The organism is Nocardiopsis sp. NPDC007018, from assembly GCF_040635075.1.
Classification (GTDB): domain Bacteria; phylum Actinomycetota; class Actinomycetes; order Streptosporangiales; family Streptosporangiaceae; genus Nocardiopsis.
Genome location: NZ_JBEYHA010000042.1, coordinates 23297 through 47691 on the forward strand (window position 1 = coordinate 23297; position 24395 = coordinate 47691).

General features: G+C 72.6%; 21 protein-coding genes and 1 pseudogene. 11 read left to right on the plus strand and 11 right to left on the minus strand.

Translation table 11 applies throughout. The annotated features are described in order from the left end of the window. Positions 1-32: 32 nt before the first annotated feature. From ABZ635_RS20325 to ABZ635_RS20335, 3 genes are all read right to left on the minus strand, one after another. On the minus strand, positions 33-2657 hold the full coding sequence (locus ABZ635_RS20325) for a protein kinase (protein WP_357767398.1): 2625 nt from the start codon (positions 2655-2657) through the stop codon (positions 33-35). 64 nt (positions 2658-2721) lie between these two features. Then, positions 2722-3720, minus strand: a complete 999-nt coding sequence (locus tag ABZ635_RS20330; protein ID WP_357767401.1) for a small ribosomal subunit Rsm22 family protein — start codon at positions 3718-3720, stop codon at positions 2722-2724. Between the two features lie 113 nt (positions 3721-3833). After that, on the minus strand, positions 3834-4640 hold the full coding sequence (locus ABZ635_RS20335; protein WP_357767404.1) for a hypothetical protein: 807 nt from the start codon (positions 4638-4640) through the stop codon (positions 3834-3836). A 152-nt stretch (positions 4641-4792) separates the two neighbouring features. Here ABZ635_RS20335 and ABZ635_RS20340 point away from each other — a divergent pair, with 152 nt between their 5' ends. The 8 genes from ABZ635_RS20340 to ABZ635_RS20375 all read left to right on the plus strand — a co-directional run bounded on the left by ABZ635_RS20340 (position 4793) and on the right by ABZ635_RS20375 (position 14310). Then, complete coding sequence (locus ABZ635_RS20340; protein ID WP_357767407.1) at positions 4793-6619, plus strand: carbon starvation protein A; 1827 nt, start codon at positions 4793-4795, stop codon at positions 6617-6619. A gap of 4 nt (positions 6620-6623) precedes the next feature. Then, entirely contained in the window at positions 6624-6905 is a 282-nt protein-coding gene (locus ABZ635_RS20345) for a cory-CC-star protein (protein ID WP_357767409.1), read from the plus strand. Beyond that, positions 6896-7846: an ArsA family ATPase gene (locus ABZ635_RS20350; RefSeq protein WP_357767412.1), complete on the plus strand. Its 951-nt coding sequence runs from the start codon at positions 6896-6898 to the stop codon at positions 7844-7846. Before ABZ635_RS20345 ends, ABZ635_RS20350 begins: the two co-directional genes overlap by 10 nt. A gap of 319 nt (positions 7847-8165) precedes the next feature. Beyond that, entirely contained in the window at positions 8166-9236 is a 1071-nt protein-coding gene (locus ABZ635_RS20355) for a substrate-binding domain-containing protein (RefSeq protein ID WP_357767415.1), read from the plus strand. Positions 9237-9298: 62 nt separating this feature from the next. Beyond that, positions 9299-10966: a sugar ABC transporter ATP-binding protein gene (locus ABZ635_RS20360; RefSeq protein WP_357767418.1), complete on the plus strand. Its 1668-nt coding sequence runs from the start codon at positions 9299-9301 to the stop codon at positions 10964-10966. Continuing rightward, a complete protein-coding gene (locus tag ABZ635_RS20365; protein WP_357767420.1) occupies positions 10963-11979 on the plus strand; it encodes an ABC transporter permease in 1017 nt (338 codons plus the stop codon). Before ABZ635_RS20360 ends, ABZ635_RS20365 begins: the two co-directional genes overlap by 4 nt. After that, positions 11976-12956 (plus strand): ABC transporter permease, encoded by a 981-nt coding sequence (locus ABZ635_RS20370; RefSeq protein WP_357767423.1) that lies wholly within the window; start codon positions 11976-11978, stop codon positions 12954-12956. The genes ABZ635_RS20365 and ABZ635_RS20370 overlap by 4 nt, the downstream gene beginning before the upstream one ends. 85 nt (positions 12957-13041) lie before the next feature. Next, positions 13042-14310: a Gfo/Idh/MocA family oxidoreductase gene (locus ABZ635_RS20375; protein ID WP_357767426.1), complete on the plus strand. Its 1269-nt coding sequence runs from the start codon at positions 13042-13044 to the stop codon at positions 14308-14310. An 85-nt stretch (positions 14311-14395) separates the two neighbouring features. Here ABZ635_RS20375 and ABZ635_RS20380 read toward each other — a convergent pair whose 3' ends face one another. The 4 genes from ABZ635_RS20380 to ABZ635_RS20395 are packed head-to-tail and all read right to left on the minus strand — an operon-like array spanning position 14396 to position 17641. Further along, positions 14396-14869: an SRPBCC family protein gene (locus tag ABZ635_RS20380; protein WP_357767457.1), complete on the minus strand. Its 474-nt coding sequence runs from the start codon at positions 14867-14869 to the stop codon at positions 14396-14398. Between the two features lie 5 nt (positions 14870-14874). Further along, positions 14875-15135 carry an acyl carrier protein gene (locus ABZ635_RS20385; RefSeq protein WP_357767429.1) on the minus strand — a complete coding sequence of 87 codons (261 nt, stop codon included), beginning with the start codon at positions 15133-15135 and terminating at the stop codon, positions 14875-14877. A 29-nt stretch (positions 15136-15164) separates the two neighbouring features. Next, positions 15165-16376, minus strand: a complete 1212-nt coding sequence (locus ABZ635_RS20390) for a beta-ketoacyl synthase N-terminal-like domain-containing protein (RefSeq protein WP_357767432.1) — start codon at positions 16374-16376, stop codon at positions 15165-15167. Then, positions 16373-17641 carry a beta-ketoacyl-[acyl-carrier-protein] synthase family protein gene (locus ABZ635_RS20395; protein ID WP_357767434.1) on the minus strand — a complete coding sequence of 423 codons (1269 nt, stop codon included), beginning with the start codon at positions 17639-17641 and terminating at the stop codon, positions 16373-16375. The genes ABZ635_RS20390 and ABZ635_RS20395 overlap by 4 nt, the downstream gene beginning before the upstream one ends. A gap of 533 nt (positions 17642-18174) precedes the next feature. On the opposite strand from ABZ635_RS20395, the gene ABZ635_RS20400 reads away from it, so the two are divergent. From ABZ635_RS20400 to ABZ635_RS20410, 3 genes are read left to right on the plus strand one after another with little or no spacing between them, the layout of a single operon-like run. Continuing rightward, complete coding sequence (locus ABZ635_RS20400) at positions 18175-18864, plus strand: LysE family translocator (RefSeq protein WP_357767437.1); 690 nt, start codon at positions 18175-18177, stop codon at positions 18862-18864. A gap of 51 nt (positions 18865-18915) precedes the next feature. Next, complete coding sequence (locus ABZ635_RS20405; protein ID WP_357767440.1) at positions 18916-19965, plus strand: 2-ketoarginine methyltransferase; 1050 nt, start codon at positions 18916-18918, stop codon at positions 19963-19965. After that, on the plus strand, positions 19962-21005 hold the full coding sequence (locus ABZ635_RS20410; protein ID WP_357767443.1) for an aminotransferase class I/II-fold pyridoxal phosphate-dependent enzyme: 1044 nt from the start codon (positions 19962-19964) through the stop codon (positions 21003-21005). Before ABZ635_RS20405 ends, ABZ635_RS20410 begins: the two co-directional genes overlap by 4 nt. Before the next feature lie 124 nt (positions 21006-21129). On the opposite strand, the gene gltS is transcribed toward ABZ635_RS20410, so the two are convergent. The 4 genes and pseudogenes from gltS to ABZ635_RS20430 form a co-directional block, all read right to left on the minus strand. After that, positions 21130-22326: a sodium/glutamate symporter gene (gltS, locus tag ABZ635_RS20415; protein WP_357767446.1), complete on the minus strand. Its 1197-nt coding sequence runs from the start codon at positions 22324-22326 to the stop codon at positions 21130-21132. Next, positions 22323-23261 (minus strand): formimidoylglutamase, encoded by a 939-nt coding sequence (gene hutG / locus ABZ635_RS20420; RefSeq protein WP_357767449.1) that lies wholly within the window; start codon positions 23259-23261, stop codon positions 22323-22325. Before hutG ends, gltS begins: the two co-directional genes overlap by 4 nt. A gap of 5 nt (positions 23262-23266) precedes the next feature. Continuing rightward, entirely contained in the window at positions 23267-24025 is a 759-nt protein-coding gene (locus ABZ635_RS20425; RefSeq protein ID WP_357767451.1) for an IclR family transcriptional regulator, read from the minus strand. A gap of 268 nt (positions 24026-24293) precedes the next feature. Beyond that, positions 24294-24395 (minus strand): annotated as a pseudogene (locus tag ABZ635_RS20430) (carbamoylphosphate synthase); the annotation flags it as partial.

The following is a 24395-nucleotide window of genomic DNA, read 5'->3' on the forward strand; positions in this document are numbered from 1 at the left end:
ACGGGGGCGGCGCGCGGCAGGGCCCGGGGCGGTCAGCGGGTGGGGACGGTGAACTCCTCCACCGGTTCCAGCTCCTCGTCGAGGAGGACGAGCCGTGTCTCCTCACCGCCGTACCGGTCGGTGGAGACCAGGAGGGTCGAGTCGTCGGGGGAGGCGGTGAGGGACAGGTAGACGCGCGCGGAGTCGTCCCGCGCCACGAGTTCGCCCTCCGCGTCCCAGGCTACGAGGAAGCCGTCGCCGCGATCCGCGTCGTGCCCCGAGGCGAACACCAGGTCCCCGCCGTCGCCGAGAGCCACCTCCCGGATCGTGGCCGTCGTTTCCCGGAGTTCCTCCGGCAACGGGAACGTGCGGGGCTCCTCCCCGGATCGCAGGTCCCACAGGGCCACGCCCTGGGGGCCGGCGGAGACGACCGTCCCGTCGCTGATCGCGGTGGCCTCCTCGAACGTGCCGGGCCACGGCCGGAACTCCGGGACCTCCGGGTGGGGCTCCCCGGTGGCGGCGTCCCACACGGCGACACCGTTGTCCAGCGCGGCGACCAGCAGGTCTCCTTCGGGTGAGGTCCCCACTCCGTGGAGCACACCTTGGACCGTCCGTTCGGGGTCGCCGTCGGAGAGGGGTTCCCCGGGGACCTCCACGCTGTAGCGTTCCTCGCCGTCCTCCACGCCGAAGGCGCTCACCGTGTTCTCCCCGGGGTCGGCGAAGTACACCGTCGCGCCGTCCGGGGCGAGCGCGAAGAACCCGTCGTCACCGGCGTCGGGTAGTTCGACGACGTGTCGTTCCCACGTCTGCGGGTCCCAGACGTGGATCGCGGCCACGCCGTCGTTGACGGACCTGACGGCCTTACCCGCGAGAGCGGAGCCGTCGGGTGCGGCCGCCAGGTGCGAGTAGCTGAAGGCGAAGTTCTCGTTCGCGCGGGTGAGGCGGCTCACCTGTTCGACGCGGTCGGTCTCGAAGACGTTCACTCCGGCGGTGGAGAGCGTCGCGAAGCGGTCGCCGCCACCGAGGAAGACGGAGTCCACCACCGCCTTGTGGTTCGGCCGGGTTCCGTCGGGGGTGGGCTCCAGGGGCGGGGGTTCGTTGGAAGCGCTCCTGTCACCACCGGAACCCGACGCGGTGACGGTGGTGGTTCCGCCCGTGGCGTTGACGACCAGGGCGAGGGCGGTCACGGCCGCGACGGTGGCCGCGCCCACCAGCCAGAACATCCGAGGACTCGGGGTCTCCTCGGCGTTCACCACCTGTGGTTCCGGCGGGGGAGGCAGAGGTGTCCCGGGGTACTCGGCGGGGCCCTCGTCCGCCCAGGGAGATCTCAGGTCCGGGGCGGCCGCCTTGGTCCGCTCCGCCACGGAGGGGCTCGAGGTGGGGGCCCGCGCGGGCTCGGCGTCCGGGGTCGGGGGCGCGGACGGGGAGCCGGTGGACGGTGGGGGAGCGTCGTCGGAGGGGGCAGCTGGTCGCGCGGCGGCCTCGGCCGGGGGTGTGGCCGCTTCGGTCGGAGGTGCGGCGGCCTCTGCCGGAGGTACGGTGGCTTCGGCCGGGGCGTGCGGCGCTCCCGACCCGCTCACCTCGGCGGGCGGGTCCGACGGAACACCGGTGGACGCCCCGGCGGCGACGCTCCCGGACTCCCTCTCACCCGTGGCGGTGTCCTCCTTGTCCTCCTTGGGGGGCTCCCCGCCCGCTGCCTCCCCGGGACCCTCCTCGTCGGCGTCTCCCCGCGCAGCCTCCTCCGCCTCGACCTCCACGGCCGTCGCGGCCAGGGTCGGGACGATCCTGGTCTGGGCGAGGGTGCGTCTGACCCGGGTGGCGACGGCGTCGGGCAGCCACTCGGTGGCGTCGCCGTCGCCCAGCGGCAGTACGGTGCCGGTCAGTTCGGACAGCACCGCGCCCAGCTCCGGGCGGTTGTCCGGGGCCTTGGCCAGGCACGCCGTGACCAGTGGGCGCAGCGCCTCGGGCACGCCGCCCAGGTCCGGTTCCTCGTTGACCACCCGGTACAGCTGTGCCGGGGCGTTGCCCGTCCCGAAGGGTTGACGGCCGGTGGCGGTGAACAGCAGCACCCCGCCGAAGGAGAACAGGTCGCTGCGCCGGTCGACGACCGACCCCACGGCCTGCTCCGGCGACATGTACGCGGGCGTGCCCAGGGCCTGCCCGGTACGGGTGAGCTGGGTGGCGTCGGCGGCACGGGCGATCCCGAAGTCGATCACCTGGGGGCCGCGCGGCGAGAGCAGGACGTTGGAGGGCTTGAGGTCGCGGTGGATCAGTCCGACCGCGTGGATCGCCGACAGGGCCTCGGCCAGCCCCGCCGCGAGCACTCGGAGCGAGGACTCGGGGAAGGGGCCACTGTCGCGTACGGCGTCGTGCAGGGAGGGGCCGGGTACGTACTCGGTGGCCAGCCAGGGGCGCGTGCCGTCGGTGTCGGCGTCCAGGACGCGCGCGGTGTAGGGGCCGCGTACCCGGCGGGCGAGGTCGACCTCGCTGGCGAACCGGGCGCGGAACTCACGCTCCCCGGCGTACTCGGGGCGGATCACCTTCACCGCGGCCAGGTCCTCCCCGGAGGCCTCGGTGGAGACGGCGAGGAACACCACCCCCATGCCGCCCTCGCCCACACGTCGGAGCAGGCGGAAGCGACCCAACTCTCGGGGGTCGTCAGGGCGTAGTGGTTCCACGGGGCTTCGTTTCCATGCTCGGGGGGCGCACGCCGAAGGGTAACGGACGCGCGTCCGGGCACGGTCAGCGGCCGGTCCCCTCCGGTGGCGGCCACGCGTCGCCCCACTCGGCCTTGCGGGCCGCGCGGTAGGTCTCGCCCTGGCGTTTGGACACCACCCGCTCCTCGACACCCGGCGGCGTGGTGCACAGGTTCAGCGACACCAGTCCCTTGCGCTTGTGGGGGTGGCGCAGGACGCGGTTCGCGGGGCGCGCCACGGGTGCGGACGTGGCGGCCACGAACGAGAACTTCTCGTCCTCGAACCCGAGCGTGCCGAACTTCAGCCTGCGCTGGACGCCGGAGCGGTTGAGCCGCTCGGAGAAGTGGCACCAGTCCTCGCCCGGGGCGATGGGGCAGGCCTCGCCGTGGGGGCAGGGGGCGGCCACCGTCAGCCCCTCCTCGGCGAGCTGCCGCCGGGCGGCGATGACGCGCGCGTAGCCCTCCGGGGTGCCGGGTTCGATCAGCACGACCGTCCCGGCCCGGCGGGCGAGGGAGCGTACGACCTCTTCCTGGACCCGGGGGGTGAGCTCGTTGAGCACGTACGACATGGTGGCCAGGTCCACGCGCGGCCCGTCCGGAACGGCGCCGGTGAGCCGGAACCGCCGCCATTCGGAGCCGCTGACGGCCGGGGCGGTGGACCTGCGGGCGATCCGCCTGCCCAGGGCGATCGCGGGGGCGGACTGCTCCAGCACCGTGGTGGAACGCAGCGACGGCCAGGCGTCCGAGGCGGCCCACACGGCGGCGCCCATGCCGCCGCCGACGTCCAGGTGGGTCGCGGGCGCGAGGTCCGGGATCGAGGCCGCGGCGGTCTCGAAGGCCGAGCGGGCGGCGGTGAAGGTGGCGGGGAGCCGGTACGCGGCGTAGGCGGCGACGTCGGTGTCGGAGGCGAGCACCAGGTCCTCGGGGTCGACCCGGCTCCGGTACTTCCCCATGAGTTCCTGGACCGAGGCGGCCAGCGCGTGTTCGTCGGCCCCGCTGGCGACGCTGTCGATCGCCGCGAAGAGTTCGCTGTTCAGATTCCCCATGCGTGTTTCTTCTCGATCACCGGTACCCGCGCATTCTATCCACCGCGCCCCCGCGCCCCGGGGCCCACGACCGAGGGGACCGGAGGCCGTGACCGGGGAGGGTGGTCCCCGGGTCAGGTGGTGGGGCGGGACTCGGCGCGGGCGATGCCGGTGCGGCAGGAACGGGCCAGCGAGCGGTGGTTGGAGAGGCGTTCCAGCAGACCGTAGGGGGAGAGGGGACCGGCGGGGTTCGCTCCGGTGGGAGACCCCTGCGCCTCGGTGACGGTCAGGGCGTCGCCGGTGAGCGTGCCCCGCCGGGACCACCGCTCCCACCGTTCGAAGTCGGGGCTGTACTGGTGGGAGAAGACGAGGGCTGGTTCCCCCGCTCCGTCAAGGGGTGCTCCACCGCGCGCCCACAGGGTCACGCCGTCCTGGCCCGTCCAGTCCTCGGCGGTGACCACCTCGACCTCGGGGCGGCCCCGCCGGTCGCGCACCAGCAGGGCGTCGGCGGCCCGGGTCCGCGGGTGCAGGTCGCGCTGCTCCTCGACCCCGGTGAGGGAGACGATCACGCGCGGCACCCACCACCAGTTCTCCCGGCGGGCGATGAGGCTGTCGGCGCGCAGGCGGGTGGGCGGGTGCTTGAGCGCCTCCTGCTCCACGAGGTGCTCCACGAACAGGGTGCCGTCGACGTCCTCCAGCACCTCGACCGGCCCGGTGCCGACGACCGCCGCGCCGGTGCCCGCGTCCGCCGCGCTCACGCTGAGGGCCGCCGTCCGGCCCCTGAGGGAGAGGGCGGTGTCGGCCATCGAGTAGGGCAGCGCGACACACGGGAAGTCACGCCACATGAGCGGAACGACGGGAATACCCGAAGGGCCGGAAGGGGTGGTCCATGAGAGTTCGGCGACGGTGGATCGCTGCCAAACCGTGATCAGATCAGCCAAGGTCAGGCCTTATATGTGAGGAATGCCGCATGTTAATTTCTGGTGACTTTAACCCATGTTCCGAATCGGCCGCGACCCCCCAGGCTGACGAGCACGGATCGAGGGGTCGCGGTGACGGATCGGACCCGGAGCGTGAAAGGTAGGCCACGGCCATGCCCGCAGCCCTAGTCCTACTCGCGTCGGTGGCGGTGTTCGCCGTTGGCTACCGTTACTATTCGCGATATTTGGCAGAGAAGGTGTACGCGCTCGACCCCGGGTACATCACCCCGGCGCACACCTACAAGGACGGTGTCGATTTCGTTCCGACGAATCGGCACATCGTTTTCAGCCACCACTTCATCTCGGTGGCGGGAGCCGCCCCCATCGTCGGTCCGGCGGTCGCGGTGTTCTGGGGCTGGGGCCCCGCACTCGCGTGGATTCTGCTCGGCACCGTCTTCGCGGCCGGCGTGCACGACTTCGGCGCCCTGGTGGTGTCGGTCCGGCACAAGGCCCGCAGTATCGGCACCCTCGCGGGGGAGGTCATCAGCAAGCGCTCCCGCACGCTCTTCCTGGTGATCATCTTCTTCCTGCTGACCATGGTCAACGCGGTGTTCGCCGTGGTCATCTCGAACCTGTTCGTGAACTACCCGGCGGCCGTCCTGCCGGTCCTGATCGAGATCCCGCTGGCGATCGCGGTCGGCCAGATCGTGTACAAGAGGCGCTCCTCCGCGCTGGTGCCGTCGATCATCGCGCTGGCCCTGGTGTACGTGTGCATCCCGCTCGGCGTGATGTTCCCGATCGACATCACCGGCGTCTCCGAGGCCATGGGGATGACCCCCAACACGGTCTGGATCATCCTGCTGTTCGTGTACGCGTTCGTGGCCTCCCGCATCCCGGTGTGGATGCTGCTCCAGCCGCGCGACTACATCAACCTGCACCAGATGATGCTGGCGTTCGTGGTCATCTTCCTCGGCGTCATCGTCGGGTGGGACACCATCGTCGCCCCGGTGATCAACAGCGACGTCCCGGCCGGTTCCCCGCCCTGGTTCCCGCTGCTGTTCGTCACCGTGGCCTGCGGGGCCATCTCCGGCTTCCACAGCCTGGTCTCGTCGGGTACCACCGCCAAGCAGATCGACAAGGAGACCGACTCCCGGATGGTCGGCTACCTGGGCGCCGCCGGTGAGGGCACGCTCGCGGTCTGCTCGATCCTGGCCTGCACCGCCGGTGTGGTCGCCGCCTCCGCCTCTCCGCTGGCGGACTGGAAGGGCCTGTACAGCGATTTCGGGTCCGCGTCCGCCGGGGCCACCGGCAACTTCGTCGAGGGTGTCGGCCAGTTCGCCCACAACCTCGGCGTCCCGCTGGAGATCGGCGTCATCTTCGCGGTGGTCGTGGTGGTCAGCTTCGCCGCCACCACCATGGACACCGGTGTGCGCCTCCAGCGCTACATCGTCCAGGAGATCGCGGAGATCGTCCGCTTCCGCCCGCTGGCGCGCAACCTCACCGCGGCGACCCTGGTCGCCTCGATCGTTCCGCTGGGCCTGGCGCTCATCCCGGGCGACTTCGCCTTCGGTACGCTCTGGCAGCTGTTCGGCACCACCAACCAGCTCACCGCCGGGCTCGCGCTCGCGGTGATCGCGGTGTGGGTGACCAAGCGCGGCCGCAACCCGCTGGCCATCCTCATCCCGCTGGTCTTCCTGCTGGTGATGACCTCGTGGGCGCTCGTCGTCAACCTGGTCGCGTTCCTGAAGTCGGACTCGCTGATCGACCTCTTCCTGCTGGCTCCGCTGGACTTCGTCATCTTCGCGCTGGCGATCTGGCTGGTCGTCGAAGCCGGGCTGGCCCTGCGCAAGGCGTTCGCCGCGCGCCGGGCGGGGGAGCTGCCCGTGGACGGCGAGGAGGAGTCCGGTGGGCCCGTCTCGCCGGAGACCGCTCCGTCCGGGGCCGCGGGCTCCGAGGGCGTCACCACCGAGGGCACCGACCCCGACCCGAAGGAGAAGTAACGACGTGGACCCGACGGGTGCGCTCTCCCGCGTGCGTGACGCCTGGAAACGGCTGGAGGCCTTCCACGACGAGGTCTTCGCCTCGCGCTGGCGTCAGGAACTGCGCCGGGAGGCGCGCACCCAGGAGGACACGCTGCGGGCCCTCCTGCTCCTGGAGACCCTGGGGGTGGAGGGGCCCGTCTCCTATGAGACGCTCGACCTGATCCCGTACATGGTGGCCGACCTGCACGAGTGGCACCTGCGTATGGGGCGCGACGATCTCGGCGGACCGGGGGTGTGCTGTTGAGGCTCGGCCGAGGACGCCGTGAACGGCAGGTGCCGCCCGCGCCGGTGCCGGGTGAGGCTCCCATCGTCTTCTTCGGCGGCAAGGGCGGGGTCGGCAAGACCACGACCGCCGCCGCGTACGCGCTCGGCCTGGCCGACGCGGGCCTGGGCACCCTGCTGGTCTCCACCGACCCGGCCCACTCCCTCGGCGACGCCCTGGACGTGCCGCTCGGCGACGACCCGGTGCGGGTGGCGGAGCACCTGTGGGCGCGCGAACCCGACGCGGACGCGGCCCTGCGCCGCCGGGTGCGCAGGATCGGCGACGACGCGAGCGCCGCCCTGCCCCGGGAGATCCTGCCCGCCGTCACCCGCCACCTGGAGCACGCGGCCGCCGGCCCCGGTATGGCGGAGTCGGCCCTGGCCGACCTGCTCATGGACGCCATGGAGGAGGTTCCCGGCACGTGGGACCGGCTGGTGGTGGACAGCGCCCCCACCGGTCACCTGCTGCGCCTGCTCGACCTGCCCGAGCTGCTCACCCCGTGGGTCCAGGGCCTGGTGCGCCAGCGTGAGCGCGCCGTGGACGCCGACCGTTTCGCGGTCGGCGTGGTCGGCGGTACCGGGGACGGCGCACCGGACGACCCGCTGCTGGAGAGGCTGCACGCCCGTCGCCGACGGCTGGAGCGGGCGGCCGCCCGTCTGCGTGAGGACGCCGAGGTGAGGCTGGTCCTGCTGCCGCGCCGCATGGTGCTGGCCGAGACCGACCGGGCGGCGGCACGGCTGGTGGAGACCGGTTTCCGTCTGGGCCGGGTGATCGTCAACCAGGTCCCCGAGGACGTGGACCCGGCGGTATTGGGCGCCGTCCGGGAACGCTTCGCCGCCCACGGCACGGTGGAGGTGCCGTTGGGCGCCTCGGAGCCGATCGGCCTCCGGGCCCTGCGCGACCTCGCCGCGCGACTGGGCTGACCGGCGCCCGCTCTCACCCGTCGCCTCCTCCGCACCGCACCTCTTCCGCACCCCCTTCGGGCCTCCGCTCCCGCTCCTCGGCACCGGAGGCCCCGTGGGCTGCCCCGGAGCTCGTAACCGACTCCGTCCCGTTTCCGCAGGCAGGGCCGTCCCGGCGTGGTCACGCTCCGTTCTTTTGTGTCAACGGAGAGCGGATCATCGCATACTTTCGTCGATTGGCGGCAAAAAGGTTATTGACGGTCGCCACAAGGGTGCGTAGATTCGTGACTCAGCTCACAGGATGGAGGTCCCCCCGATGGGTTCGACGAGGCACCGGAACATGCTTGGGCGACGCTGGCGCGGGTCGCTGGCGCTGGGAGCCGCGGCCGTAGCGGGAACACTGCTGGCCACGGCCTGCAGCACACCCGAAGGCGGCGGGGCGGACGACACCGAGGGCCCCTTCACGATCGGGGTCAGCAACGGGTTCATCGGCAGCGAGTGGCGCGAACAGATGCTGTCCGAGCTGGAGACGGCCTTCGGCGAGTACGAGGCCGAGGGCGTCGTCGACCAGCTGGTCGTGGAGAGCGCCGACGTCGACATCAACGGCCAGATCCAGCAGATCCGCAACCTCATCCGTTCGGACGTGGACGCGATCATCGTCAACCCGAACTCGCCCACCGCGTTGGACCAGGTGTTCGCCGAGGCCGCCGCGCAGGGCATCCAGATCGTCGCCATCGACCAGGCCGTCGCCTCCGAGGACGTCGTCAACGTCGTCATCGACCAGGCCGAGTGGGCCTCGCTCTCCGCCCAGTGGCTGGCCGACGAGGTCGGCGAGGGCGGCCGGATCATCGCGGTCAACGGCATCGACGGGCACCCCGCCAACGAGGACCGCTGGTCCGGGGCGCGCGAGGTCTTCGACTCCGCCGGGGTCGAGGTGGTCGCCAACGACTACGCCGAGTGGGACCAGAACCAGGGCCAGACCGTCACCCGCGACCTGTTGGCCAGCAACCCCGACGTCGACGGCGTGTTCGTGCAGGACGGCATGGCGCTCGGCGCGTTCCGCGCGTTGCAGGCCGAGGGCCTCGTGGACGACGTCGTCATGACCGGCGAGGCCCGGGTGGGCTTCATGCGCGAGTGGGACACCCTGCGCGGGGAGGGCGACTTCACGAGCATCGGCGTCCCCAACCCGCCGTCCGTGTCGGTGTCCGCCCTGCACGTGGTGATCCGGATGCTCCAGGGCGAGGAGTTCACCGCCGACGCCCTCGACGGCAACAACGCCTGGCTGCCCATCCCGGAGACCGTCACCGACGACACCTTCGACGAGCGGTTCGCCGAGGTCTCCGACGAGAACGACGCCTACGCGGTGGACCACGCGCTCACGCCCGAGGAGGCCGACGCCTACTTCGAGTAGTGGCCGAGGCGTACCCACCCCGTGGCAGTGGCCGCGACCGGACAGGACCAGGGAGAGGACCCGTGGACTCACCGCCGTTCCTGAGTATGAGCCAGGTGCGCAAACGCTACGGAGGGGTCACCGCGCTGGACGGCGCCGACTTCGAGGCCGACTCCGGGACGGTGCACGCCGTCCTGGGGCCCAACGGGTCGGGCAAGTCGACCCTGTTGAAGGTGCTCACCGGGGTGGTCGCCCCGGACGCCGGACAGGTGCGGCTGGACGGAGCGCCGCTGCGCCCGCGCGGCCCCCGCGACACCCTGGCCGCCGGGATCAGCTCCGTGTACCAGGAGCTGTCGTTGGTCGAGGACTTCACGGTGCTCGACAACCTGGTGCTGGGGGTGGAGCCCTCCCGTTTCGGGCTCCGCGACCGCCGGGCCGCCCTGGCGCGGTCGCTGCCGTGGCTGGAGCGGTTCGCCCCGGCCTTCGGCGGCCGGGTGCCGGTCCGCGAACGCGTGGGCGACCTCGACCCGGGCGAACGCCAGGTGGTGGAGGTGTGCAAGGCGCTGGTCCGCGACCCCCGGGTGCTGGTCCTGGACGAGGCGACCGCGTCGCTGCGGCGGGGCCAGGTGGAGGTGCTCTTCGAGGTCGTGGACGAACTCCGGGCGCGCGGGGCGCTGGTCCTGTTCATCACCCACCGGCTGGCCGAGATCTACGCGGTGTGCGACCGGGCCACGGTCATGCGCAACGGGACCGACGTGGCGACGGTGGCGGTGGCCGGGACCCCTGAGGCCGAGCTGCTGGAGCTGATGTCGGGCCGCCCCGCCGAGGGCCCGGGGGCCGCCCCCGCGCCCCGCGCCGCTTCGGGGGCGGCCCGGGCCACACCCGCCTCCACCGGCGACCCGGCCGCGCCGCCGCGCCTCGAGGTACGGGACCTCACCGGCGACCGCCTCCACGGGGTGTCCCTGCGGGTGCGCGCGGGCGAGGTGCTCGGGCTCGGCGGGCTCCAGGGGCAGGGCCAGTCCGAACTGATGGCGGCCCTGTTCGGCGCGGGTCGGCGCACCGGCGGCACCGTGCTGTTGGACGGCGTCCCCGTGCGCGCCCGCTCGCCCAAGCAGGCCGTCCGGGCCGGGTTCTGTTACGTACCCGGCAACCGGGGCGTCCAGGGGCTGGCACTGGGCCGACCCATCCTGGAGAACCTCGCGCTGCCCTCCGTCGGGCGCCGCGCCCTGTTCGGCGTGGGGCTGTCCCGGCGCCGTGAGGTCGCGGCCGCCCGTTCGGTGGCCGAGCGCGTCAACACCCGGTACGGCTCCCTGGACGACCCCGTCTCGACGCTCTCCGGCGGCAACCAGCAGAAGGTCGTGGTGGGCAAGTGGTTCGCCACCGAACCCACCGTGGTGCTCATGGACGACCCCGCCAAGGGCGTCGACATCGGTGCCAAGGCCGAGATGTTCGAGGTGGTCGCGGAGCTGGCCGCCTCCGGGGCCGCGGTCCTGGTGGGCTCCAGCGACGACCGCGAGCTGGTCGAGGTCTGCGACCGGGTACTGGTGATGTTCGAGGGACGGGTGGTGGACGAGGTGTCCGGCGACCAGCTCACCGAGGACACCCTGATCTCCAGCGCCATGCACGTCACCGGCGACGACCTCGCCGCCGCGCGGGAGGACGGCCGCACCGCGGAGCTTCCCGACCCCGGCCCCCCGGGCCAGCCGCCCCCCGCACCCCGACCCCACCCCGCCGAGGAGGGCGGAACATGAACCTCCTGAGGGGCACCAGCACGCACGACCTGCCGGGGCCGGCGCGGTCCGTGCTGTCCGCGCACATGCCGACCCTGGCCGTCGGGGTCCTCCTCCTGGTCACGGTGACCGCGTCCGCGATCCTCCAACCGGGCTTCTTCTCGCCCTACGGCCTCAGCGCCAGCTTCGCCACCTTCCTGCCACTGGCCACCATCGCGGCCGCGCAGACCATCATCGTGCTCGGCGGCGGGATCGACCTGTCCATCGGCACCGTCGTCACGCTGTCCTCGGCGGTGTCGGTGGTGCTGATGCAGGGCGACGACGCCCGCCTGCCCCTGGCACTGGCCGCCGGGCTCGCCACGGGCGCCGCCTGCGGGCTGTTCAACGGCCTGGTGGTGGCGGTCCTGCGGCTCCAACCCATCGTGGCGACCTTCGCCACGAGCTCGGTCTTCGGCGGACTGGCCCTGCTGGTGCTGCCCACCCCCGGCGGCGAGGTGTCCCCGGTGCTCACCGGGACCTACCGGATGGTCCTGGCCCTGTACGTCCCCGTCCCCGCCGTGCTGCTGGTGGTCCTGTTCCTGGGCTGGCGGGTGCTGCGGGGAAGCCGCTTCGGGCAGCACCTGTACGCGGTCGGAGGCAACGCCGACGCCGCCTACACCTCGGCCGTCCCGGTCTCTCGGGTGCGGGTGCTCTCCTACACGCTCGGCGGGCTGGTGGCCTCCCTGGCCGGGGTGGCGCTGCTGGCCGACGCCGGTGCGGGCGACCCCACCCTGGGCACCGAACTCACCCTCGGGTCCATCGCGGCCCTGGTCATCGGCGGCACCCGGCTGCGCGGTGGCTCCGGCGGCGTGGGCGGGGCGCTGGTGGGCGCCGTGGTGCTCTCCCTCATCCAGGGACTCGTGTTCTTCGCCGGTGTTCCCACCAACGCCCGCGAGTTCGTCTACGGCTGCGTCATCATCGCCGCGATCGCGCTCGCCGGGCTCCTCACCGCCCGCGACGGTTCGGCGGCCGCAGCACCAGGAGGACAACGATGACCCCCACCCTCCCCGCCCGTCGCCTGCTCCGGGACCCGGTGGTCGTCTCCGGCGCCGTCACCCTGGTGCTGTGGGCCGTGGCCAGCCTCTACTCCCCGGCCTTCGCCACGTGGGGGCACATCGTCACCACGCTGACCGTCGCCTCGTTCCTCGGGGTGATCGCCATCGGCCAGACCCTGGTGATCATCGCCGGAGGCGAGGGCATCGACCTGTCCGTCGGCTCGGCCGCGACACTGTCGGCGATCGTGGCCTCCCGCTTCATGGACGGCTCCAACGACGGATTCCTCCTCGCGGTGCTCATCGCCCTCGGCTCGGCCTGCGTCATCGGCGTGGTCAACGGGATCGGAGTCCTGGTCTTCCGGGTGCCCCCGCTCGTCATGACCCTCGGCATGATCGCGGTCGTGGCCGGGTTCATCAGGCTCTACACCGGCGGCCGCCCCGAGGGTTCGGCGGCGCCGCTACTGAACCAGCTGGTCACCGGCGACACCGTGTTCGGCATCCCCGGGGTCCTGTGGCTGTGGTTGGCGCTGTCGGTCGTGGTGGTCTGGCTGCTCCGGCGCACGTCGTTCGGGTGGCGGCTCTACGCGGTGGGTGCCAACCGGACCACCGCCCACCTGTCCGGCGTGAACCCCTCGGCGGTCCGGTTCAGCGCCTACGTGCTCTCGTCCCTGTTCGCCGGGGTGGGCGGGCTGCTGCTCCTGGGCTACTCCCAGAACGTCTACACGAACCTGGGCTCCGACTACATGCTCAACAGCGTCGCCGCCGTCGTGATCGGCGGGACCGCGCTGGTCGGCGGGGTCGGCGGCTACCTGGGCACCGTCGTGGGCGCCGTCCTGCTCACCGTCCTGAGCGCGCTGTTGCGCACCATGCAGATCGGCGGTGGCGAGTGGGGCGACGCGCCGCGCCAGATCCTCTTCGGGCTGGTGCTGATCGTCGTGCTCACCGCCTACGGCCGCCAGAGACACCTGCGCGCCTGACCCTCGGGGCCGTGACGCGGACACCCCCCGCGCCGTCGCGGCCCGCCACACCTTCGCACCACCAACTCGATGGGGAGACTCCAACGTGACTTCAGTGAACGGTCGGCTCGGCGTCGGCATCGTCGGCAGCGGGTTCATCGCCGACTTCCACACCCGCTCCTTCCGGGGCGTGCGCGACGCGGACGTGGTGGCGGTGTGCGGCCGGACGGCGGAGACCGTGGGCCAGGTCGCGGACCTGGCCCGGGAGCTGCGGGTGGGCGACCCCGCCGCCTACGACGACGTGCGCGCGATGGTGCGCGACCCCGCCGTCCAGGCGGTGTGGGTGACCACCCCCAACCACGTGCGGGTGGAGACGGTCCGGGCGATCTGCGAGGAGGTCGCGTCGGGCCGGGCCGAGCTGCGGGGCGTCGCCATCGAGAAGCCCCTGGGCCGTACCGTCGCCGAGGCCGAGGAGGTCCTGCGGTTGGTGGAGGACGCCGGGCTGCTGCACGGCTACCTGGAGAACCAGGTCTTCGCCCCCGGAGTGACGCGCGCCCACGAACTCGTGTGGGCGCGCGGCGCCTCCGCGTCCGGCTCCCCCTACCTCGCGCGGTGCGCCGAGGAGCACAGCGGACCCCACCGGGCGTGGTTCTGGCAGGGCGAGCACCAGGGCGGCGGGGTCCTGAACGACATGATGTGCCACAGCGTTGAGGCGTCCCGGTACCTGCTCACCCCGCCCGGCACCCGGGCCCGGGACTGGTTGCGGCCGGTGAGCGTGGAGGCCACCATCGCGTGCCTGAAGTGGGCGCGGCCGCACCACGCGGACGAGCTGGCCCGCCGGTTCGGGCCGGAGGTGGACTACCGCAGGAGCCCGTCCGAGGACTACGCCCGGGCCACCGTGGTCTACGTCAACGGCGACGGCCACCGGGTGATCGCCGAGGCGACCACCTCCTGGAGCTACGTCGGGGCGGGGCTGCGGCTCAGCTACGAGCTCCTCGGCCCGGAGTACTCCATGTCCTCCAACACCCTGGACACCGAGTCGCGGGTGTTCCTCAGCCGCGAGATCGCCGGCGGGGTCGGCGAGGACCTCGTGGAGAAGCAGAACGCCGAGGGCGGACTCATGCCGGTGGTGCCGGACGAGGCCGCGACCTACGGGTACACCGAGGAGAACCGGCACATGGTCGAGCGCTTCCTCGACGGAAAGCCGCCGAGGGAGGACCTCCACGACGGCCGGGACGTCACCCGGCTGCTGATGGCGGCCTACCTGTCCGCCCAGGAGGGCCGCCGGGTCGACCTCACCGACCCGGCCACCCTCGAACTCCTCGCGGGGTTCGTCCCCGACGTCGCGCGGGGTACCTGGCGCCCGGACGCCTGAGCCCCGGGACGCGCGGGGGGCCGCGCCCGTCCGGCGCCGTCATGGCGGCCGGTCGGGTCGCAGGCCCCCGAAGGGGCGGTCGGGGTCAGGAGACCGGGTCGTCCGCCAGCTGCCGGGCCCTGGCCTCCAGGGTGTCCCTGATACCGGCCAGCTCCCTCGGGGCGCTCTCGTCGAAGTGCTCCCGCATCCGGGCGTCGTCGTAGGGCGCGCCCGGCTTGCTCGTGAACTGGTAGTGCCAGGTCAGGCCCACGCCCTCGGGCCGGTCCTCGTAGATCCAGTTCAGGTGCATGTAGTCGAACGGTCCGGTCTCCACCCGCACGGCCCGGGCCTCGCCCGCGTCCTGGTAGGTGGTGCGGTCCGACACCCAGGTCATCACGCGGCCCTGTTCGTCGGGGTGCTTGGTGATGCGGAACCTGACGGTGTCCCCCTCCCGGTGGATCACGTCCACGGAGGCGTGACCGGGGAAGAGGTCGGGCCAGGAGGCGACGTCGTTGGTCACCTCCCAGACGAGGTCGTAGGGGGCGTCGATGACGACGCTGTACCTGACGTCGACGGCCATCGTGATCACACACTTTCCACGGAAGTAGGGGCGCCCTCGTTGACGAGGGCGATCAGTGCGCTGGGGGAGGGCGACAACTCGGCCTCGGCGCCCAGCCTGCGGCCCACCCTGCGCTCGATCTCGGCGACGACGCCGAGGACGCCGAGGGAGTCGACCCCCAGCTCGTCGAAGGTCAGGTCGGCCGCCGTCTCCGCGTCGGTCCGGACCCCGGCGCTGGTGGAGATCAGCTCCACCAGCTCCTCCAACGTGACGTGTTCCTGCGCCATGCTTCTCCTCGGATCTCGAATCTCGGATGTCAGACGTGGTGCGGGCCGGTGAGGACGACCGCGGAGACCCCGCCGCCCGCCCCTCTGGACAGGACCAGCGCGTGCCGAAGGCGTGCGGGCCGGGCCACTCGGACCACGAGGTCGAGTCCGGAGGGCGGGTCGGGGACCCGGGGGGTGGGCGGGACGGTCTGGTGCTCCAGGCTCAGGACGGCGGCGGCCACGTCGAGAGCCCCCGCCCCGGCGTGCGCCCGGCCGAAACCGGCCTTGGGCGCGGTGACCGCCACCCCGTCGGGGAAGAGGAGCCGGAGGGCGGCGGCCTCGTCGGCGTCGGCCTTCGGCACCCCCAGGGCGTCGGCGAACACCACGTCCACCTCGGCCGGGGCGACCCCCGCGCGGTGCATCGCCCCCCGGGCCGCGTGGAGCAGGCCCTCACCGCCGGGATCGAGGCCGCCGACCCCGCCGAAGGCGCTCGCGTGCCCGGCGACGACGGCGCGCACCCGGGCCCCGCGTGCCTCGGCGTGCGCCCGTTCCTCCACGAACGCGACGGCCGCGCCCTCGGCGGGCACGTAGCCGCGGGTCCCCTCGGTGAAGGGGAGGTAGGCCGTTTCGGGGTCGTCGCCGTCGTCAAGCACGCCAGACGCCGCCTGGCAGGCCAGCGAGTAGGGCGCGCCGAGCACGGACTCGCCCGCGCCGACCAGCATCGCGGAGCCGCCCCGGCGCAGTGCCTGACCCGCCTGGCCGAGGGCGTCGAGCATGCCCGGCTCGTCGGTCACCAGTACGCCGCACATGCCCTTGAGGCCGCTGCGGATCGACACCTGCCCGGTGCTGGCCGCGTAGAACCAGGCGATGGACTGGTAGGGCCCGACGTGGCTGGGGCCCCTTCCGTACAGGGAGGCGAGTTCGCGCTGGCCGAACTCGCCGCCGCCGGTGCCGGAGCAGAGCAGCACCCCGGTGGCGTAGGGGTCGGCGGCGACGTCGAACCCGGAGTCGGTCAGCGCCTCCTGGGAGGCCACCATCGTGAACCAGGTGAACGCGTCGGTCTGGACGACGAAGCGGCCGTCCAGGTGCTCGTGCGGGTCGAAGCCGCGCACCCGGCCGCCCAGGCGGACAGGGAAGTCGTCGGTGTCGAAGCCGGTCAGCGGTGCGATGGACGAGCGGCCCTCGGAGAGCGCCGCCCAGTACCCGTCGGTTCCCGTTCCCGAGGGCGAGACCACGCCCAGTCCCGTGATCACCAGGCTCATGACCGCACCTCGCTTCCCCGGTCCAGGACGACCGCCGACTGGAAACCCCCGAAGCCGCTGCCGACGGACAGCACCACGTCGACCCTCCGTTCCCGCGCCGTCAGCGGCACGTAGTCCAGGTCGCACTCGGGGTCGGGGGAGGTCAGGTTCGCGGTGGGCGGCACCACCCCGGTGTCCATGGCCAGCACGCACGCGGCCAGTTCGATGGAGCCGATCGCCCCCAGCGAGTGCCCCACCATCGACTTGATGGAGGTCATGGGGGTCCGGCGGGCGTGTTCGCCCAGGGCGCGTTTGACCGCGTCGGTCTCGTGCCGGTCGTTCTGCACGGTCCCGGACCCGTGCGCGTTGACGTAGTCCACCGCGGTGGCCGGAAGCCGCGCCTGGTCCAGCGCGGTCGTGATGGCGCGGGCCATCTCCGTCCCCTCACGGCGCAGGCCGGTCATGTGGAAGGCGTTGCCGTGGTTGGCGAAGCCCGCGACCCGGCACCGGGCGCGTGCGCCCCGGCGGCGGGCCGCGGACGCCTCCTCCAGAATGAGGATCGCCGCTCCCTCGCCCATGACGAAGCCGTTCCGGTGCCGGTCGAACGGCCGGGACGCGTGCCCGGGGTCGTCGTTGGTGTCCGAGGTCGCCCTGATGGCGTCGAAGCAGGCCATGGCGATGGGCGAGATGGGGGACTCCGCGGCACCCGCGACCACCACGTCGGCGAGGTCGTCCTCGATCGCCTGGGCCGCGTAGCCGACCGCGTCGAGGCCGGAGGTGCAGCCGGTGGAGACCGTGCGCACCGGTCCGCGCGCACCGACCCGCTCGGCGATCTCCCCGGAGAGCGTGCTCGGCGACAGGGCCCGTTCCAGGTGGGGGCCCGCGGCGCGGTGGTCGACGACCCAGTCGGCGCCGCCCCGGCTCATCGTGGCGTACTCGCGGTCCAGCCGGGTGGTCGCGCCGACCGCCGTCCCCATGCTCACGCCGAGGCGCCAGGGCGGCAGGTCGGCCGGGCACAGGCCGCTGTCGGCCAGGGCCTCGGCGGTGGCGACGGCGGCGAACTGCGTGTAGCGGTCCATGCGCTCGACCTCGTGCGGGTCCAGCCCGTGCGCCGTGGGGTCGAAGTCGACCTCGGCGGCGATCCGGGAGCGGAAACCGGTCGGGTCGAAGAGGGTGATGCCCCGGGTCGCGGTCCGCCCCGCGGTGAGCATCTCCCAGAACCCGGCCGTGTCGGTCGCCCCGGGGGCGACCACCCCGATTCCGGTGACGACGGCCTCTCGTGTCACGGCGCCTCCTCGGGGGACGGAGCGGTCGGGGGACGGCTGGTCTGGCTCACGGGGTCTTCTCCACGGTTGCGGGCACGCTGGCGCCGGGTCGGGGCAGGGGTGTGCTGTGCGGCGGAGCGGGCACCGGACAGACGTCGAGGGTGGACACAGGGGTCGTGGGGGGGCAGCGCGGACGGCACCGGAAGGTCCGACCGAGGCCCGAATGGCTACTGTCAGCACATGTGATATCACGCTGAGGTATCGGTGGTCGGCAAGTCGCGCGGCCGCGTCGTACCTGGGCAGCCAGCTTTTCCCGAATGGGGCTCCGAGGTCACCCCGCCGGTCGGCGGTCCGGCGTTGTGTGATGGTTAAAATGGCCGTCTTGTTCCATTAATCGGCGTGAAACCCTCATATGCGAAACGCGCTTCCCGGGCGGGTCGGGGAAGAAACCGTGCCTTGGTCTCTTGTCTGTTCTCACGGTGCGTTATAGCGTGTGCGCGTATCTGAATGAGCATCCTCGCGAAACGAGTGGTATGGACGCTCAGCAGGCTTTGGTGTCCTTTGTCGTATTCTCGGCCATTGTCATCGTCACGCCCGGACCGGCCACGGTGATCGTCCTGAGAAACGGCATCGTGCACGGGGCGCGCCCCGCGCTCGCCGCGTCCGCGGGGGCCGCCCTCGGCTCGCTCGCGTGGGGGTTCGCCGCCGCGCTCGGCGTCGCCTCGCTCGTGGCGGGCTCCGACACCGCGCTGGGCGTCCTGCGCTACGCGGGCGCGGCCTACCTCGCCTACCTGGGGGTGCGGACGGCCCTCGAACGCCGGCCCTCCCCCGACCCCGTCACGCCCCCCGACCCCGCCGCCCCCTCCGCGGAGCCCGCCCCCGACCCGGCCCCGGCGGCCGGGCGGCCCTCCGCCAGTCGCACCCGCACACGCCCCTCCACCAGGTACAAGGCCTTCCGGCAAGGGCTCCTCGCCGACCTGTTGAGCCCGAAGGCCGGACTCTTCTTCCTCGCGGTCCTGCCCCAGTTCGTTCCGCAGGGATGGGCGCCCATGCCCGCCATGATGCTCCTCAGCCTCGTCGACTCCCTCCTGGTGGCGACCTGGCTCGGAGCCCTCTCCCTCTTCGCTCACCACGCCCTCCGACGCCTCCACCAACCCGTGTGGTACCGGACGGTCCAGGCCGTCTGCGGGCTCGCCCTCGTCCTGCTCGCACTGCACGTCGTCACGGCCGACCCGGGCCTTTAACCGAACCGGGGTCCAGGCACATCACGCGCAATGATCGCGAAGGGATTCGTCATGCCTGAAACCATGAAATCCGGGCTGGAGATCAGGCTGGTGGAGGCTTTGCAGCCAGTCAGGTACTTCGTTCTGGCGCAGGTACTCCACCAGTTCATGGATTCCGGAATCCAGGAAAAGCTCACTGCGGGTCCCCGAACCGCCGAGCAGTTGTCCGTATCCCTTTCCCTTCAGCCCCGACGCCTGGAGGGGGTGCTGCACTATCTCGCGAACGAGGGCTATCTGAGCGAGAACGACGGCGTATTCTCCCTGGAGGAGAAGGCGAAGGAGACCGCCGTGTTCTCCTCCTGGTACAAACTCCTCGTCGGCGGCTACACCCAGACCTTCGAACAACTCGGCCAGACCCTGCGCGAGGGTGCGGGCTTCGCCACCCGGTCGGGGCTGGACGTCGGCGTCGGCAGCTGCGGCATCAGCCAGTACGACGCCTACCCCGTGATCGTCGACCTGATCGAGGAGGTCCGCGACCGCTTCGCCTCCGTCGTGGACCTGGGCTGCGGGGACGGAAGCTCCCTGGCCGACCTGATGGAGCTCCTGCCCGGCCTGCCCGCGGTCGGCGTCGACCCCGAACCGGCCAGCGTGCGCGCGGGGGAGGAGCTCATGCGCCGACGCGGCCTGGACGACCGCGTCCGGCTCCGGGTGGCCGGGGCGGAGGACGCCCCCGAACTCGACCTGGGCTCCGGCCCCGTCTGCCTCGTCTCCGCGTTCGTCCTCCAGGAACTTCTCGAACAGCGGGGCCGCGACGCGGTGGTCGGTCTCGTGCGCGAGGTGTTCGCGCACCGTCCCGACGCCCACTGGATCGTGATCGAGGTCGACAACCGCATCGACGACCGCACGGCGATGGCCCACCGGCTGGCCCTGGCCTACTACAACCCCTACTTCCTGGTGCACTACCTCACCGAACAGCGCCTGGAACGGGACCGGTTCTGGCACGAGCTCTTCACGGAGGCGGGGGCCGAGGTGGAACGGCAGCGGACCGCGGACCCCCGCGTCGACTCCACCGGCTTCCTGCTGGGGTACCGACTGCGGGCCGACGCCGGAGGGGCCCGTTGATCGAGACACGCGCACAGGCCGACCGGGAGCCCGTACCCGGAGGGGCCGAGCTGAGCTCCAACGAGTCCCCCCTGGGCCCGCCCCCGTCCGCGGTGGACCGGCTCCTCGCCCTCCAGCACACTCTGCACCGGTACCCGCGCGGCGCGAGCGACCGGTTGCGCGCGGAGATCTCCGGGCACTGGGGGGTGCGGCCGGAGTCCCTGGTCCTGACCAACGGGGTCGACGAGGCCATCGACCTGCTGACCTCGCTCACCGACCGGGTGTGGTGCACGGTCCCCGGCTTCGACGCCTTCTGGACGCGCCCGGAGACCCACGGCGTGCCCGTCACCCGGCTGCCGTTGGGCGAGGACGGGCAGCCCTCGGTCGGCCCGGAGCGGGTCGGCCCGCACGGGGTCGTCTTCGTCGCCCGACCCAACAACCCGACCGGGACGATCGTCTCCGGCGCGTGGCTGGACGCGCTGCCCGACCGCGTCGACTACGTCTGCGTGGACGAGACCTACGTCGACTTCTCCGAGGAGCCCGGGTACGTCCCACGCCTGGGGGAGTGGGACAACCTCTGCGTCTTCCGCAGCCTGTCCAAGTCGTTGGGGCTGGCCGGACTGCGCCTGGGCGTACTGGCCGCCCCGCCCCGGCTCGCGGCCCGGCTGCGGGAGCGGCAGCGGTTCTACTCGGCGGACGCGGTCAGCCTCCACCTGGCGGCGGCGGCCATCGGCGACGACGCCTACCTGGAACGGCACCGGGCCCGGGTGGTCCGGGGGCGGGAGCACCTCGCGGACCTCCTGGCCTCCTCGGGACTGTTCGTCGAGGTCCTGCGCACCCGGACCAACTTCGTCGTGGCCCGGTGCCCGGACCCGGCCGAGGCCGTCCGTATCCAGCGGTGGCTCTCCGAACGCGGCGTCCAGGTGCACGAGTGCTCGCTGCTCGGATACCCGGGGCGCCTGCGCGTCTCCGTCGGCACGGAGGAGGAGACCGCCCTGCTCGGCGGGCTGCTGTCGGAGCTGTCCCGGCAGCGCTCACCGGGGCCGCCCGCCCTGGAGTAACCGCCCCACGGGGGCCAGGAGTGCCCGCGGCCGGTCACCGCGCGCGGCGCCGGGGGAGCCGGGCGCCGCAACGACGAGGGGCCCCGGGTCGACGACGACCCGGAGCCCCGGCGGCGACGTTCGGTCAGGCCACCGCGTTGATGCACCACACGATCCACGGCAGCGCCACGATGTCGATCAGCACCGCGCCCGCCAACGGGACGATCAGGAAGGCCTTCTCCGAACGAACCCCGAAACGGCGGTTCAAGGCGTCCATGTTCGCCATCGCGTTCGGGGTGCCGCCCAGACCGTGGCCGACCATGCCCGCCACCATCGTCGTGGCGTCGTAGTCCTTGCCCAGCACGCGGAAGACCACCAGGGCGACGAACAGCAGCAGCACGATCACCTGTACCGCGAGGAGCAGCACCAGCGGCAGGGCCAGTGCGTAGAGTTCCCAGATCCGCAGCCCCATCATGGCCATGGTGAGGAACAGGCCCAGCGACAGCGACGACACGAGGGTCAGGGCGCCCTGGTGCATGCGCAGCCCGAACCGGTCGCCGACATTGCGCACCAGCGCGGCCACGATCATGGCCCCCACGTACGTGGGCAGCACGAACCCGGTCACCTCGCTGAACCACGTGCCCAGCGCGACCCCGGCGACCATCACCGTGCCGATCAGCACGGCGGTGTTCACCAGGGGACCGTAACCCACCGGCTCCTCGCGCTCCTCCACCTCGACCGGACCGTTCCCGACCTCGGCGGCGGACGGCACCTTCACCCCGTGGCGCCGCATCAGCCAGGAGGCCATCGGTCCGCCCAGCAGACCACCCGCGACCAGGCCGAACGTGGCGGCCGCGACCGCGACGGCGGTGGCGCCGTCCGTGCCCAGCGCCTCGGCGGTGGGCCCGAACGCGGCGGCGGCCCCGTGCCCGCCCTCCAGGGCGACGGCCCCGGCCATCACGCCCAGCACCGGGTCGAGGCCGAGGGCGGTCGCCATGCCGATGCCGACGACGTTCTGGAGGATCGCCAGCGTCCAGCACGCCAGCAGGTAGACGATCAGCAGCTTGCCGCCCTTGCGGAGCAGGCTCACGCTGGCGCCCAGGCCGATGGTGGTGAAGAACGCGATCATCGCGGGCTCTTGCAGCGTGGTGTCCAGCTCCAACTGGGCCACGCCGGTCTCCCGCAGGGTCAGCACGGCCAGCGCGAACGCGAAGCCGCCGATGACCGGACCGGGGATGCTGAACCGCTGGAGGAAGCCGATACGGCGCCGGGCGAACTCGCCCAGGAGCAGCAGACCGGCGGCCAGGGTCGTGGTCTGGATCAGGTCCAGGGAGATGTTCATGCGCTCCGCCCTCTGGCCGCGCGTACGCGGTCCACCATGCGCGCGGCCACGCGCGCGGTCCGTCCGTCCACGTCCAGCGACGGGTTGAGTTCGGCCACGTCGAACAGGGCCAGCCGGCCCGAGGCGGCGACCGCCTCGACCACGCCCTGCACGACCTCGGCGGGGACGCCCAGCGGCGCCGGGGCGCTCACCCCGGGGGCCACCCACGCGGGCAGGGCGTCCAGGTCGAGCGTCAGGTAGACGTCGTCCACGGAGTCGACGAACGAGCGGACGAACCCCAGCACCCGCTCCATGTGGTGGGCGGCGCACTGGTCGTCGGTGAGGTACTCGACCCCGAGCCGGTCGGCGCGGTCGAACAGCACGGGGGTGTTCCCGGCCTCGTTGACGCCGACGACGGCGTAGCGGAAGTCGCGGCCGCGGGCCCGTTCGGCCTCGTGGATCTGGAGGAACGGCGTGCCGGAGGTGGGCTCGGGCTCCTCGCGCAGGTCGAAGTGGGCGTCGATGTTGAGGATGCCCAGGGTGCGGGTGCGGTCCGCGCCCAGCCCCTCGTCCAGGCCCAGGTAGCTCGCGTAGGCGACCTCGTGGCCGCCGCCGAACACGACGGGGAAGTGCCCGTCGGCCATGGCCGAGGCCACCACCGAGCCGAGAGCGGTCTGGCCGCCCTCCAGGTCACCGTCGTCCACGAGGACGTCGCCCGCGTCGTAGAGGGCGTCGTCGCGGTGCAGGGCGAGCGGCGCCAGTGCCCGGCGGAGGGCGGCGGGGCCCTCGGCGGCGCCGGTGCGGCCCTTGTTCCTGCGCACGCCCTCGTCGGAGGCGAAACCGACGATCACGGTGCCGCGTCGGTCGGCGCCGTCGAGTGGGCGGACGGTGGTGTGCCAGCGCCGGTGCCCGGAGCCGGGGCCGTCGTCGCGCCCGGTCCAGACGGGGGGATTCACCCTCTTCAAATCGTTCCTCCACTCAGGTCACGCGCCGCCTCTTTGACGAGGCGGACGTAGTAGGGGCGCCGACGCTCGGTCAGCGCCGCCGGGGCCATCACGGTGACGACCCCCTTCAGGGCGCCCGAGTCGTCGAGCACGGGGGAGCTCGCGCCCCACACGCCCTCGTCGAGGGCGCTCTCGCTGACCGCGACCCCGCGCTCCCGCACCAGGGGGTGGGCCGTCTCCAGGTCCCGCACCCGCGCGGCGGGCAGGCGGTAGGCGGCGTACACCTCCTCGCGTCGGGACTCGGGGAGGTGGGCGAGCAGGGCCTCGGCCGTGGCGCCGCGCAGCAGCGGCCGCACGGCTCCGCGCGTGAAGCAGCAGCGCAGGACCCGGGCCCCCTCGACCGCGTCCACGCACAGGGCCTCGGTGCCCATCGGCACCATGAAGGCCGCCAGTTCTCCGGACTCGTGGGAGAGCCGTGCCAGCCGGGGGCCGATCGAGGTGCGTTCCAGCGCGCCGCTGCGGTACCGCTCGGCGAACCGGACCGCCACGGGCCCGGCTCCGTACGCGGGACCGGTGTCCCGGCGCTGTACGAAGCCGCTCGCGGAGAGGCGTTCCAACATGCGGTAGACGGTGCTGACCGGGATGCCGGTGATCTCGGCGACCTGTGCCGCCGTGGCCTCCTCGGTCTCGGCGAAGACCATCAGCACGCCGAGCAGGCGGTCGGTGGTCCTCCCGGCGTTACCGGAGACCGCGGTGGGTGCCGCGTCGGCGGACATGGCGTCTCCTTCCCGGGCCGAGTGAGCTCCGAGCTGCGGTGCGGGCTCGGGACCGGCTCACTCTACGGATCGGACAAAAGGGATGAATAGGGCAAATTCTCACCCCATGGGAAGGCTATGTCCCGAGGTCCGAGCGGGTGGAGAGCCGGTTCTGTGAGGTCGGGCTCACGGACGGCCTGGAGGGGGACGGCGTCGAAGGACGTGCGGCGGTCGGCTCCGGCCCAAGGAAAGGGGAGGTCAGAGGGGTTTCGGCGCAGGGCAACGCGCGGCCGGGGGCGGCCGGGTCGACGTCGGTGGCCACCACCCGGAATCCACTCTCCCGCAGGCGCAGGATGGTTCCGGGCGTGGGGGCGGAGCCCGCCGTCGTGAC